The organism is Cytobacillus firmus, assembly GCF_023612095.1.
In the GTDB taxonomy this organism is placed as follows: domain Bacteria; phylum Bacillota; class Bacilli; order Bacillales; family Cytobacillaceae; genus Cytobacillus.
On the sequence record NZ_CP086235.1, the window covers coordinates 358,564 to 371,878 of the forward strand.

Genomic DNA, 13,315 nt, shown 5'->3' on the forward strand with positions numbered 1-13,315 from the left:
TTTTCGTTTCAGGGCTTGTAGAATACTTTTTGGGCTCCTTAAAAAAGGACGATTCGTTTAGACGCTAATAGCGCTCCCTTACTTACTTAAGTAAGAGGAGCGCTTTTTATTTTTTTTTACAGGCCATGTGCCTTTTCAAGAAGAGCTAAACCATCCCTTTGCGATAAGCTTCCGCTGAAAAAACCGGAGGCTGAACAATAGAATTTTTATCATCAAGTCTTTAAACCGGCATCATTATGCACAAACTGATATCAAGGGGGAATTTTTCATGACTAAGTATATTTTTGTTACGGGCGGAGTTGTTTCGTCACTGGGAAAAGGAATTACGGCAGCATCACTTGGCCGCCTGCTGAAAAACAGAGGGTTAACGGTTACGATTCAGAAATTCGATCCTTACATAAATGTGGATCCGGGAACCATGAGCCCGTACCAGCATGGTGAAGTGTTTGTAACCGGTGACGGCGCAGAGACGGACCTGGACTTAGGCCACTATGAGCGCTTTGTTGATATTAACCTGACAAAATACAGCAGTGTAACGACTGGTAAAATTTACTCCACTGTCCTTAGAAAAGAACGCCGCGGCGACTATAACGGCGGAACGGTACAGGTTATTCCGCATATCACAAATGAAATCAAGGATAAAGTTTTCCGTGCAGGCCATGAAACGAATTCTGATGTGGTCATCACTGAAATCGGCGGAACAGTAGGGGATATTGAGTCACTTCCATTCCTTGAAGCGATTCGCCAGATTAAGAGCGATATTGGCCGCGATAATGTAATGTACATTCACTGTACACTGGTTCCTTACATCAAGGCAGCAGGTGAAATGAAAACAAAGCCGACACAGCACAGTGTTAAAGAACTAAGAAGCCTTGGCATCCAGCCAAACGTCATCGTTCTTCGTACAGAAATGCCAATTTCCCAGGATATGAAGGACAAAATTGCGCTATTCTGTGATATCGATAAAGAAGCTGTTATTGAAGCAGCAGATGCGGATACTTTATATTCTGTACCGCTATCCCTTCAGGATCAGAAGCTTGATGAAATCGTCTGCAAGCATTTGAAGCTGGATTGCGGAGAAGCAGAGATGACCGAGTGGAAACAGCTGGTTGACAAGGTTCTAAACCTTTCTAAGAAAACCAGGATTGGCCTTGTCGGTAAATATGTTGAATTGCAGGATGCTTACATTTCTGTTGTCGAAGCCTTAAAACATGCAGGTTATGCCTATGATTCTGATATTGAAATCAAATGGATCAACTCTGAAGAAGTGGACAGCACGAACGTGAATGAACTGCTTCAGGACGTGGACGGAATCCTGGTTCCGGGCGGATTTGGCGACCGCGGCATTGAAGGGAAGATCCTTGCCATTCAATATGCACGCGAAAACAAAAAGCCATTCTTTGGCATCTGCCTGGGCATGCAGCTGGCTTCGATTGAATTTGCAAGAAACGTACTGGGTCTTGAAGGGGCGCACTCAGCAGAAATTGCTCCTGAAACACCGCATCCAATAATCGATCTTCTGCCTGAGCAAAAGGATATTGAAGATTTAGGCGGAACTCTAAGACTTGGTTTGCAGGCTTGTAAATTGAATGAAGATACAAAAGCTTTTGAGGCATACCAGGATGAAGTGGTATATGAGCGTCATCGCCATCGCTATGAGTTCAACAACCATTACCGTCAGGATATGGAAAAAGCAGGCTTCGTCTTCTCCGGTACAAGCCCGGACGGCCGCCTGGTGGAAATCATCGAAGTCAAGGATCACCCTTGGTTCGTCGCTTCCCAGTTCCATCCTGAATTTATCTCAAGACCAACCCGCCCTCAGCCATTATTCCGTGAATTTGTCGGGGCATCATTGAAGTTCAGCGAGAAACTATAATATGCGAAAAATCCCTCCGGATGCGGAGGGATTTTTTGTTTGTGGAGCACAAAGTATTTTTACAGATAAAACCCGCAAAAGCTACTCAAACTCCGCCAAAATCTCATCAATCGTAAACTTAATTCCATAATACACAAACAAAGCAGCCATCGAGGCCGGATAGCCGAAGCGATTGCCCTCTTCATCAGGCAGAAGGCCTTTCGCAAGCTTTAAATCTATATGAACATCAGCCAAATCGGCCAGACTGCCGCCACTTTCAGTTCTTAAAGTGCTTACTGCCACAAAGGGTATCTCTTTTTCGGACAAAGATTTTGCGAGAGCGGCTGCGTCTTCGTCATCCGAATATCTTGAAAAGATTATGACGCGGTCTGTTTCAGCGACTTCCGCATCTTTCTCCAAAATTGCGGCATCCCTAAGCGGCTCCTGGCTTTGGACGGCTTCATAGCCGATTGCGGCCATTTCTTTTGCACCATAAATATATATTTTCCCATCACCAGCAACAGCCTGGGCCAAAAGGCGGGCGCTGTCCTCTATGGAAAATTCCTCTTTTTCCTGAAGTCTTTTAAATAAGCCTGTCAGCTGGGTAGAAAACATCTTCAGCAAATCCGTTCACTCCTTCATCTCTTCCTGCGGTTCTATTATAGAGAATGTGGAAGGAAAGGTAAAATAATCAAAGGTATTTACTAAAATAAGAAGGAATAATCAAGTTTCACAGAGAAATTAGCTGTAGGAGAATGTATAGTTAAGTGACCTGCAGTCATAATTCAGTATGGTTTAAAACCTAAGTGCTTTTAATACGACAGAAAGAGGTGGCTTGATGAAAGGGAAAATTTTAATCGTAGATGATCAGTTCGGAATCCGCATTTTACTTAATGAGGTACTGCAGAAGGAAGGGTACGACACGTACCAGGCTGCCAATGGAGTCCAGGCTCTCGACATTGTTTCCAAGCATTCGCCTGATCTTGTTCTTCTTGATATGAAAATACCGGGAATGGACGGGATTGAAATTTTAAAAAGAATGAGAGTAGTGGATAAAGATATCCGCGTTATTATCATGACGGCTTACGGTGAACTCGATATGATTCAGGAAGCAAAGGATCTGGGTGCTCTTACTCACTTTGCAAAGCCATTCGATATCGATGACATCAGGGCGGCAGTAAAAAAATACTTGCTTGTCCCTAACTCGTAATAAGCCAAAAATATCCGTTTTTAACCTGAAATTCCAACACAATAAAAATGATAGCGTTTGCTTTATGACAATTCATAAAAACACGCTGGAATAATGGCTTTTCTAAGTCCTTTTTGGTATGATAACAGATGAATTCCAAAGGGTCGTCTCAGTTTAGCGGACTATTTTAAGGGTACATATTCGATAGTGTTAAGGGGAAAACTTTAACAGTATTTAGTCTGCCTGAACTTAAACGATTATCAATAAGGAGGAAGAAAAATGCCTTTAGTTTCTATGACTGAAATGCTTAATAAAGCAAAATCAGAAGGCTATGCAGTAGGTCAATTTAACTTAAACAACCTTGAGTTCACTCAAGCGATCCTGCAGGCGGCAGAAGAAGAAAAATCACCGGTTATCCTTGGTGTTTCCGAAGGTGCTGCACGCTACATGGGCGGTTTTAAAACAGTTGTAAAAATGGTTGAAGGACTGCTTGAAGATTATAAAATTACCGTTCCAGTGGCTATCCACTTAGACCACGGTTCAAGTTTTGATAAATGTAAAGAAGCTATCGATGCCGGATTCACATCCGTTATGATCGATGCTTCCCATGATCCATTCGAACAAAATGTGGAGACTACTTCAAAAGTAGTTGAATATGCACATTCAAAAGGCGTTTCAGTTGAAGCAGAACTTGGAACTGTCGGCGGACAGGAAGACGATGTTATTGCTGATGGCGTTATTTATGCTGATGCAAAAGAATGTGAAGAGCTGGTTAAGCGTACAGGCATCGACTGCCTTGCTCCGGCCCTTGGTTCTGTTCATGGACCATACAAAGGTGAGCCAAACCTTGGCTTTGCTGAAATGGAAGAGATCGGAAGCCTTACAGGTGTTCCTCTGGTTCTTCATGGCGGTACTGGAATCCCGACAAAGGATATCCAAAAATCCGTTTCTTTAGGAACTGCTAAAATCAATGTAAACACTGAAAACCAAATTGCTTCCGCAAAACGTGTTCGTGAAGTATTGGCAGCAGATACAGAAGTATACGATCCGCGCAAATACTTAGGACCTGCACGCGAAGCGATTAAAGAAACAGTAATCGGCAAAATGCGCGAATTTGGTTCTTCAAACAAAGCATAATCAAATAACTGCACGAGAAAACCGCTTCTAGAATTAGGAGCGGTTTGCCTTATTTATTGAGGTGCATATGCATGTAAGGCTTTACAGAATCACAGCTTTATTTAATAATACATAGATATCAGAATATTTTATAAGGTGGGATTTTATATGAAGTTTTTCATCGATACAGCGAACATGGACGAAATTAAAGAAGCATATGCCCTAGGGGTAGTTGCCGGAGTAACAACCAACCCATCATTGGTGGCAAAGGAAAAGAATGTATCCTTCCCTGACCGTCTTCGCGAAATCACGGAATTGGTGCCAGGCTCAGTCAGCGCCGAGGTCATTGCTCTTGACGCTGAAGGCATGATTAAAGAAGGAAGAGAGCTTGCAGCGATTGCACCGAACATCACAATCAAGGTGCCAATGACGCCGGATGGCCTGAAAGCAGTAAGCGTTTTTTCAAAAGAAGGCATTAAAACAAATGTAACGCTGATCTTCAGTGCAAACCAGGCGCTGCTAGCTGCAAGAGCAGGAGCTTCATATGTTTCTCCATTCCTTGGGCGCTTGGACGACATTGGCCACAACGGCCTCGATCTGGTCTCCACAATCGCTGAAATCTTCGCGATTCATGACATTGATACAGAAATCATTGCGGCCTCCATCAGACATCCACAGCACGTGACGGATGCAGCACTAAGAGGAGCTCATATCGCGACTGTCCCTTATAAAGTGATTCAGCAGTTATTCAACCATCCTCTGACAGACAAGGGAATCGAAGCGTTCCTCGCAGACTGGAACTCAAGAGGATAGATAAGCTTCCTTCGGTAAAATAACTCTAGGAAACTGGCTTTGTTTATTTTTACTTTGAGAGCTGTCTAGCGCAAGCGCCTACCCCCTCGAGGTCACAATCCGATCCACCTAAAAAGGCAAAGGACGCCTTTCCAGGTGGCCCGGCTTGTGCTTGTCGGGGGTGGGCAAGGCGCTTGCGCTTTTCTTGATCAAAGCCAGCCCCATTACTTGTACCCCGGTTTTTTAGTGCTTCTTTCTTAATTTTAACTTTTTTTGAATACAATACATGAGATTTGATTTTTCGTGTAAACTATAAGATAAAGATAATGTCGGAATCTGCAAAAATTACATGGAAAATTGTTCCTTTTCCAACTTGCAATGTTGAAAAATGCAGATACATGATAATATGAAAGTGCATATTTTCCCGAAGACAATTTTTCCGATATTAAAAAAGACAAGCCTACTGGGTTTCTTATAGAAGCTATGGCTATTTTCTGCTGAAGTTGGTTAGAAAAGTAGTGTGTAGCTTTTGCTGTAAGGGCTATCAATTTTTTAAATATTGAAGTCAAATTCCAGCATATGTGTTTAACAACGGCTTAGAAGGGAGTTACAAATGGAAAAGCTAATGATTGCAGGTGGATATCCTTTAAAAGGCACTGTCCGGATCAGCGGAGCGAAGAATAGTGCCGTCGCACTGATTCCAGCTACCATTTTAGCGGAATCGCCTGTAACAATTGAAGGTTTGCCGGATATTTCGGATGTACAAATTCTAAAAGATTTGCTTGAAGAAATAGGGGGCACTGTCGAATTCTCTGAAAATGATATGACAGTTGATCCCTCTTCCATGATTTCCATGCCTTTGCCGAACGGAAAAGTAAAAAAACTGCGTGCTTCCTATTATTTAATGGGAGCGATGCTTGGCCGATTTAAAAAAGCGGTTATTGGACTTCCAGGAGGATGCCATCTTGGGCCAAGGCCGATCGACCAGCATATAAAAGGGTTTGAAGCTCTTGGCGCGCGCGTGACCAATGAGCAGGGAGCCATTTACCTTCGTGCCGATGAACTGCGCGGAGCCCGTATTTATCTCGATGTTGTCAGTGTGGGAGCAACCATTAATATCATGCTTGCCGCTGTCAGGGCGAAAGGCAGAACCATTATCGAAAATGCCGCAAAAGAGCCTGAAATTATTGATGTTGCTACGCTTTTAACCAATATGGGCGCGAAAATTAAAGGTGCCGGCACAGATGTGATCCGCATTGATGGTGTGGACCATCTGCATGGCTGCCAGCATACGATCATCCCGGACCGGATTGAAGCGGGAACGTATATGATTGTTGGTGCAGCGGCTGGAGAAGGCGTGCTGATTGACAATGTCATCCCGCACCATCTTGAGTCCTTAATTGCCAAGCTGCGCGAAATGGGCGTTCAGATTGAATCGAACGACGACCAGGTATTTGTCGGGCCAGCTGAGAAAATGAAAGCTGTGGACATTAAAACACTTGTCTATCCAGGCTTCCCTACAGATCTGCAACAGCCTCTGACTTCTCTGTTAACAGGTGCAGAAGGGACAAGCATGGTCACTGATACTATTTATAGTGCCCGCTTCAAGCATATTGATGAGCTGCGCAGAATGAATGCCAACATTAAAGTGGAAGGGCGCTCTGCGATCATCAATGGGCCTGTTCAGCTTCAGGGTGCTAAAGTAAAGGCGAGTGACTTGCGCGCAGGCGCAGCACTGGTAATTGCCGGCTTAATGGCGGAGGGAGTTACCGAAGTCACAGGCTTAGAACATATCGACAGAGGCTACAGCCACCTGGTTGAAAAGCTGAATGGACTTGGTGCCACAATCTGGCGCGAAGAAATGAGCAAAGAAGAAATGGAACAAATGAAGAACGCATAAATAGAACAACTTTGAATATTAACAGCTGACTGATCATACTTGGGCCAATGCTTAAGCGGGATCAGCAGACAAATATAAATTAAGGCAGGCTGGCGGTGCCGGGGGTAAGAAACCGGTCCGCATTTGCCATGCTGCCAGCCTTAGAATCCGGGGAGGAAAAATCGATGGAAAGAAGTTTGTCAATGGAATTAGTTCGCGTAACGGAAGGTGCCGCATTAGCATCAGCACGCTGGATGGGCCGCGGATTAAAGGATGAAGCGGATGATGCCGCTACTTCTGCAATGAGAGATGTGTTCGATACGGTGCCAATGAAGGGGACAGTCGTTATCGGGGAAGGCGAAATGGATGAAGCGCCAATGCTTTATATCGGGGAAAAGCTTGGAACAGGCTACGGCCCGCGCGTGGATGTCGCTGTTGATCCGCTTGAAGGCACTAACATCGTAGCATCCGGCGGCTGGAATGCATTAGCTGTTCTTGCGGTAGCTGACCATGGAAATCTTCTGCACGCACCGGATATGTACATGGACAAAATTGCAGTCGGTCCTGAAGCTGTTGGTCAAATTGATATTAACGCTTCTGTTTTGGATAATTTGAAAGCGGTGGCAAAAGCCAAAAACAAGGATATCCAGGATGTTGTGGCGACAGTGCTTAACCGTGAGCGCCATGAACACATCATCAGCCAGCTTCGCGAAGCAGGTGCCAGAATTAAATTAATCAACGATGGCGACGTGGCTGGAGCCATTAATACTGCCTTTGATGAAACAGGTGTCGATATTTTGTTCGGATCCGGCGGTGCACCGGAAGGCGTGCTGGCAGCTGTTGCCCTAAAGTGCCTTGGCGGGGAAATTCAGGGGAAACTTCTTCCGCAAAATGACGCAGAGGCTGAGCGCTGCTTGAAGATGGGCCTTGATATTAATAAAGTCCTTCTTATGGAAGACCTGGTAAAAGGCGATGACGCGATTTTTGCTGCAACAGGCGTAACAGATGGGGAGCTTTTGAAAGGCGTACAGTTCAAAGGCTCATACGGTTCAACCCATTCAATTGTTATGCGTGCAAAATCAGGAACGGTCCGCTTTGTCGAAGGGCGCCATAGTCTGAATAAAAAGCCTAATCTTGTTATTAGATAAATATAAATAAACAGATAGAAAATGAGTGCTGGCCGCATTGCGCCAGCCTGCTCATTTTCATTTCCTTCCTGCTATATTTTCCATATCAAATTTTGTTATTGATTAATTTTCACATTAAGGGGTAAAATAGAGATTGTTTTACATGGAATAGGATTCCTCATAAATTTAACCGAAAACGGACAGCAAACCGTTCCATTCCTCGAAACCTTTAATTAAGAACATAATGATAGAATCTTCAGCTATTTTCAGTGCCTCAACGTATCTTTCCCTTTCCTTTCATATAAAGTCCAATCATTTGAACAGCTGCATATGGAGGGAATAATTGAAAATTTCAAAAGTGTGGTGTAAAAATGGGTTTAAATATTTCAAGTTTAGAAAATATGAAGCTTAAAGAGCTTTATGAACTTGCCCGTGAATATAAAGTTTCTTATTACAGCAAGTTATCGAAAAAAGAATTAATCTTTGCCATCCTGAAAGCAAGAGCAGAGCAGGAGGGCTACTTCTTCATGGAAGGCGTCCTGGAGATCATTCAGTCTGAAGGATTTGGTTTCCTTCGTCCAATCAACTATTCACCAAGCTCAGAGGATATTTATATTTCCGCTTCCCAGATCCGCCGTTTCGATTTGAGAAACGGAGATAAGGTTTCAGGAAAAGTCCGTCCTCCAAAAGAAAATGAGCGTTATTTCGGCCTTCTGCAGGTTGAAGCCGTGAATGGCGATGATCCCGAATCAGCAAAAGAGCGCGTTCACTTTCCTGGACTGACACCACTTTATCCAAACCGCCATATGAAACTGGAGACAGGTACAAGACAGCTGTCTACAAGAATTATGGACCTGCTTGCACCGGTTGGATTCGGGCAGCGGGGTCTGATTGTCGCGCCTCCAAAAGCAGGTAAGACTATGCTTTTAAAAGAAATTGCCAATAGCGTAACAACCAACCACCCGGAAGCGGAACTGATCGTGCTATTGATTGACGAGCGCCCGGAAGAGGTAACAGACATCGAGCGTTCCGTTGCAGGCGATGTAGTCAGCTCCACATTTGATGAAGTGCCGGAAAACCACATTAAAGTGGCCGAGCTCGTTCTTGAACGTGCAATGCGTCTCGTTGAGCATAAGCGTGATGTTGTGATTCTGATGGACAGCATTACAAGGCTGGCAAGAGCGTATAACCTGGTTATTCCTCCAAGCGGCAGAACCCTGTCCGGCGGTATTGACCCAGCTGCATTCCACCGGCCAAAGCGTTTCTTCGGTGCTGCCCGAAACATTGAAGAGGGCGGAAGCTTAACGATACTGGCAACTGCACTCGTTGACACGGGTTCACGGATGGATGATGTTATCTATGAAGAATTCAAAGGGACAGGCAATATGGAGCTGCACCTTGACCGTTCACTGGCTGAAAGAAGAATCTTCCCGGCCATCGACATCCGCCGCTCCGGCACGCGTAAAGAGGAACTTCTTATTCAGAAGGATCACCTGGACAAGCTGTGGGCAATCCGCAAGTCCATGTCCGATTCACCGGACTTCGCCGAAAAACTGCTTCGCAAGCTAAGACAGACAAAATCAAACGAAGAATTCTTCGCCAACCTTGCTGAAGAAATGAAGGCTAAGCGTTCGTAATTAAATTTGGATGCAATTGTCTTTTTTAAGAATGCTGTTTATGTTAAATTTGTTTTCTGCAGTAATCTAAATTACTCTACTGAGTTGGTTGGAGCGGAGGGCATTTGACTCCTGCGGGAGGAGAGGGAGCGGGAGACCCCGCAGGCGAAGCCGAGAAGGCTCCCGTTCCTCCCCGCGGAAAGCAAATGCCTGCAGCGGAAACCAACGGGTAACGTTAATAAACAAAATTCCATCTGGAAATTCCAGGATGCGGAATTCGCTTATTGCAAAAAACACATGGACTTGTTATAATAACGACAGTGTGTTTTTGAAGTTTACGGCAATTCATGATTGCCCGTAATATATAACTCTGTTTCGAATGATTCAGGGCGGAAGGAGATGAAAAGAATGAAATCAGGAATTCATCCTAACTATAAAAAAGCAATGGTGAAATGTGCTTGCGGTAACGAGTTCGAAACCGGTTCTGTTCAAGAAGAGATCCGCGTTGAAACTTGCTCTGAGTGCCATCCATTCTATACTGGACGTCAGAAATTCGCTGAAGCCGGCGGACGTGTTGACCGTTTCAATAAGAAATACGGCATTAAGTCAGAACAAAAATAATAAACAACAAAAACAGGCAAGTTAACTTTCTTGCCTGTTTTTTATTGCAAAATAAGCCGTTATGAAGAATTACTTTAGGGACCTTTTTGCTTTTTAAAATCGCGAGTGCAAGTAAGATTAACAGCTCGACCCCTTTCTTCATAAAATAGTAAGAAAAGCGGAAGCGCCTTGCCCACGAAGGAACGCAGACTAAGAACGCCACGTCCTGTGGCAACGTCTGCATGACCCCCATCCTGGGGGCCTCAAGCACAAGCCGAGCCTCCCGGAAAGGCGTTCTTTGCCTTTTGGGAGGATTGCCCGAAAGGTGGAGGCGACTGCCCAGGGACGACAGGCATAAGACGGTTCCTGTAAGAAGGCGTTTTTCCTTCTGAAAGGAAACGGCTTAAGACCCCGAGTCCCTAGGAGCCGCAACTAGACAAGCTTGTGACCTCGAGGGGGTAGGCGCTGAAGCTAGACAGTTATCAAAGTAAAAAACTTTATACTTTGTTATTAAACAAGCCATTCTATTAGTTAGAACGAGGAAGGAGAGGCCGTTCATGTACGTTATGAATCATCACGGATGGGTGGAAGTCATTTGCGGCAGCATGTTCTCCGGCAAATCAGAAGAACTGATTCGCCGTGTGCGCAGAGCTCAGTTCGCCAAACAGCAAATTGCTGTATTTAAACCGCAGATTGATAACCGATATAGTGATGAAGCTGTCGTTTCACATAATGGAACTTCGGTCATAGCTAAACCCCTGACCCAGTCTACCGATATTTTTAAATACATTACATCTGAAACTGATTTGATTGCTATTGATGAAGTGCAATTTTTTGATGCTGAAATTGTCAAAGTCATTCAGCACCTGGCTGACAGCGGACATCGTGTTATCGCTGCCGGACTTGACCAGGACTTCCGCGGGGAGCCGTTTGGCCAAATGCCTGCCATCATGGCGATAGCAGAATTGGTTACAAAGCTTCAAGCCGTCTGTGCCGTCTGCGGATCACCTGCAAGCCGTACACAGCGCCTGATCAATGGAAATCCAGCTTCATATGATGATCCGGTTATTTTAGTTGGCGCTTCAGAAGCCTATGAACCGCGCTGCCGCCATCATCATGAAGTACCCAAATCGCCCAATGTTTTAGAAAAACAGAAGACAACCGAGTTTTTATCATAAATTCATACTTAACGATCTCTCTGCCCTGGCGTGTTCCGGGCAGTTTTTTTATTTTGTTAAAAAGCGAAAAACCTGGGATTGAGTCCAAAACTGGGCCAACTTCTGACACAAAAAGCAAAGATCCGGCAGTTTGAGTCCAAACCTGTGTCAACTTCAGACACAAATAGCAAAGATCCGGCAGTTTGAGTCCAAACCTGTGTCAACTTCAGACACAAATAGCAAAAATTCCGTGATTTGAGTCTGGACCCGGAGCGACTTCTGACAAAAAACTAAGAAAAGTGCTTACCAAAGCTTCAGCCAAATCAAATAGCAACGCCTTCCACCCCCCAGCTCTGCCTTATTTTGGACCGCACAATCCTTCTTATAGCGGACATGCTATAAAAAGGAGGTGTAAAGAATGAAAAAACTGAGTATGTTCCTTCTGCTGCTCACATTGATGGCTGGCTGTGCCAACAATCAGGCAACTGAAAGTGAGTATGACCATGAGAGCCGGGATGGAGTTTCATTCATCAATAACGATCTGGACCGCACAGAGGACAATGATACATTGGACCGGACGATGAGCGGTGATCAGAATCCGAACTTTATCAACTTTGACGGCAAGCGCCTGGATAATCAGGATGATATCGACCATGCCCGCAAGGTGATTGCTGCTCATGAGGGCTACCGCCCGGGAGCTGTTTGGATCAATGGGGAGGATATGTGGGTGACTGCATACCGGAAAGGAAATATGACCCATCAGGAAAAGATGGATTCACAGGCTCAATTGCATAAAGCTCTGATTAAAGCTCTTCCGACTTATCATATTGAAGTGAAGGTTCAGGAAGACCGCACGTAAAATGCCCTGCTTACCCAGGGCATTTTTTTACGCAGCTTTTCTTTTTAAAATAGCCTTGTTCGAGGTCACATAACTGTGCAGCACCATGCCAACAATGACAAGGGCCATTCCCGTTAACGAAATTCCAGATGGCAGCGGGCTTGCCAGCAGCGACACTTCACCAAGAACAGCAAAAAGAACCTCGAGAGATTGAGTTGCTTCCACAGCACCGAGTTTTTGCATATTGCCCCGGACAAGGTCTGTTGCTGCAAAGAACAATACCGTGGCAAAAACTCCGGAAAAGAGAGCGACTAACCCGGATTGAGTGACCTGGCTGAAACTGGGCACTCCGCTTGTTGCCATGGCTGCAACTGAGAGGAGGAACCAAAAAGGAAGACTGGCAATCGTCATTCCGAGCACACGCTGGTAGGCGTCAAGCCGATTCTCACACACATCCATCATTTTACGGTTGCCTAACGGGTAGGCAAAGGAGGCGATAATCAGGGGAATGATGACAAGCAGCGTATCCCGCAAAGAAATGGAAGATGCGTGCTCCACCTGCATAACCGCAACGCCAAGAAGAATGACCAGGCTCATCATCATTCCGCGGAAAGGAATTTTCCCTCTTGCTTTCACCGTTCCATTTCCGGTTTGAAACGCAACGAAAAAAAGCGGTGCAAGCAGGGAACCCGAGATAATCGTAATCTGCCAGGTTCCGGCAATCAGCCAGCCGGGTCCATAGGCCGCCGCAAAACATAAAGGTGCGTAAAATAAGCCAAAGCCTACAAAGCTCCATAGCAGCCATGGCCCTGGGGCCTTTTTCATTTCAGTTAATAAGGGCCGCAAATTCCCCCTGAATGCCACGATGGCACCCAACAGAGGTATCATGAAAAAATAGCGGAGCGAGGCGCTCCATAGCCAGCTCCCGCCATCCATTTCCATTGCCCGGTTTAAAACAAATGTGAAAGCAAAGAAGAAGGCGGAGAAAATGCCTAATACGATGGCTTTCATGCCGGTCCACCTCATTTCCCAGTAAAAAACGCAGAATCAATTGATAAAATCAATATATAGGATATAATCACCCCAGGCAATGATTTTTCAGAAAATTCCCGGACAAAAAGAAAGCCATGAATCGTTTTGACTGTA

At 45.0% G+C, this 13,315-nt stretch carries 12 protein-coding genes; 10 read left to right on the plus strand and 2 right to left on the minus strand.

The window, feature by feature from the left end; all coding sequences use genetic code 11:
* Positions 1–268: 268 nt before the first annotated feature.
* Entirely contained in the window at positions 269–1,876 is a 1,608-nt protein-coding gene (locus tag LLY41_RS01890; RefSeq protein WP_095243206.1) for a CTP synthase, read from the plus strand.
* A gap of 81 nt (positions 1,877–1,957) precedes the next feature.
* On the opposite strand, the gene LLY41_RS01895 is transcribed toward LLY41_RS01890, so the two are convergent.
* On the minus strand, positions 1,958–2,479 hold the full coding sequence (locus LLY41_RS01895; RefSeq protein ID WP_304586762.1) for a DUF2529 domain-containing protein: 522 nt from the start codon (positions 2,477–2,479) through the stop codon (positions 1,958–1,960).
* Positions 2,480–2,690: 211 nt separating this feature from the next.
* On the opposite strand from LLY41_RS01895, the gene LLY41_RS01900 reads away from it, so the two are divergent.
* The 9 genes from LLY41_RS01900 (at position 2,691) to LLY41_RS01940 (ending at position 12,190) form a co-directional block, all read left to right on the plus strand.
* The gene (locus tag LLY41_RS01900) at positions 2,691–3,065 is read left to right on the plus strand and encodes a response regulator (protein ID WP_172581936.1); all 375 of its coding nucleotides are present in this window, start codon (positions 2,691–2,693) and stop codon (positions 3,063–3,065) included.
* Between the two features lie 258 nt (positions 3,066–3,323).
* Entirely contained in the window at positions 3,324–4,181 is an 858-nt protein-coding gene (locus LLY41_RS01905; protein WP_197206428.1) for a class II fructose-bisphosphate aldolase, read from the plus strand.
* 147 nt (positions 4,182–4,328) lie between these two features.
* On the plus strand, positions 4,329–4,973 hold the full coding sequence (fsa, locus tag LLY41_RS01910) for a fructose-6-phosphate aldolase (RefSeq protein ID WP_095243209.1): 645 nt from the start codon (positions 4,329–4,331) through the stop codon (positions 4,971–4,973).
* 592 nt (positions 4,974–5,565) lie between these two features.
* On the plus strand, positions 5,566–6,852 hold the full coding sequence (locus LLY41_RS01915; RefSeq protein WP_095243210.1) for a UDP-N-acetylglucosamine 1-carboxyvinyltransferase: 1,287 nt from the start codon (positions 5,566–5,568) through the stop codon (positions 6,850–6,852).
* A gap of 164 nt (positions 6,853–7,016) precedes the next feature.
* On the plus strand, positions 7,017–7,979 hold the full coding sequence (gene glpX, locus LLY41_RS01920) for a class II fructose-bisphosphatase (RefSeq protein WP_095243211.1): 963 nt from the start codon (positions 7,017–7,019) through the stop codon (positions 7,977–7,979).
* Between the two features lie 350 nt (positions 7,980–8,329).
* On the plus strand, positions 8,330–9,595 hold the full coding sequence (gene rho / locus LLY41_RS01925) for a transcription termination factor Rho (protein ID WP_095243212.1): 1,266 nt from the start codon (positions 8,330–8,332) through the stop codon (positions 9,593–9,595).
* A 387-nt stretch (positions 9,596–9,982) separates the two neighbouring features.
* Positions 9,983–10,195, plus strand: coding sequence for a 50S ribosomal protein L31 (gene rpmE / locus LLY41_RS01930; RefSeq protein WP_009332279.1), 213 nt, complete (start codon positions 9,983–9,985; stop codon positions 10,193–10,195).
* Positions 10,196–10,731: 536 nt separating this feature from the next.
* Positions 10,732–11,352: a thymidine kinase gene (locus tag LLY41_RS01935; RefSeq protein ID WP_304586763.1), complete on the plus strand. Its 621-nt coding sequence runs from the start codon at positions 10,732–10,734 to the stop codon at positions 11,350–11,352.
* 397 nt (positions 11,353–11,749) lie between these two features.
* The gene (locus tag LLY41_RS01940) at positions 11,750–12,190 is read left to right on the plus strand and encodes a hypothetical protein (RefSeq protein ID WP_095243214.1); all 441 of its coding nucleotides are present in this window, start codon (positions 11,750–11,752) and stop codon (positions 12,188–12,190) included.
* Positions 12,191–12,217: 27 nt separating this feature from the next.
* Here the strand turns inward: LLY41_RS01940 and LLY41_RS01945 are convergent, their stop codons facing one another.
* The gene (locus LLY41_RS01945; RefSeq protein WP_304586764.1) at positions 12,218–13,180 is read right to left on the minus strand and encodes a DMT family transporter; all 963 of its coding nucleotides are present in this window, start codon (positions 13,178–13,180) and stop codon (positions 12,218–12,220) included.
* Between the last annotated feature and the right edge of the window lie 135 nt (positions 13,181–13,315).

What these genes read in the sequence shown, in the direction of transcription:
- LLY41_RS01890 (WP_095243206.1), top strand. Translation starts at nt 269, where the DNA reads ATGACTAAGTATATTTTTGTTACGGGCGGAGTTGTTTCGTCACTGGGA.
- LLY41_RS01905 (WP_197206428.1), top strand. Translation starts at nt 3,324, where the DNA reads ATGCCTTTAGTTTCTATGACTGAAATGCTTAATAAAGCAAAATCAGAA.
- fsa (WP_095243209.1), top strand. Translation starts at nt 4,329, where the DNA reads ATGAAGTTTTTCATCGATACAGCGAACATGGACGAAATTAAAGAAGCA.
- LLY41_RS01915 (WP_095243210.1), top strand. Translation starts at nt 5,566, where the DNA reads ATGGAAAAGCTAATGATTGCAGGTGGATATCCTTTAAAAGGCACTGTC.
- glpX (WP_095243211.1), top strand. Translation starts at nt 7,017, where the DNA reads ATGGAAAGAAGTTTGTCAATGGAATTAGTTCGCGTAACGGAAGGTGCC.
- rho (WP_095243212.1), top strand. Translation starts at nt 8,330, where the DNA reads ATGGGTTTAAATATTTCAAGTTTAGAAAATATGAAGCTTAAAGAGCTT.
- rpmE (WP_009332279.1), top strand. Translation starts at nt 9,983, where the DNA reads ATGAAATCAGGAATTCATCCTAACTATAAAAAAGCAATGGTGAAATGT.
- LLY41_RS01935 (WP_304586763.1), top strand. Translation starts at nt 10,732, where the DNA reads ATGTACGTTATGAATCATCACGGATGGGTGGAAGTCATTTGCGGCAGC.
- LLY41_RS01940 (WP_095243214.1), top strand. Translation starts at nt 11,750, where the DNA reads ATGAAAAAACTGAGTATGTTCCTTCTGCTGCTCACATTGATGGCTGGC.
- LLY41_RS01945 (WP_304586764.1), bottom strand. Translation starts at nt 13,180, where the DNA reads ATGAAAGCCATCGTATTAGGCATTTTCTCCGCCTTCTTCTTTGCTTTC.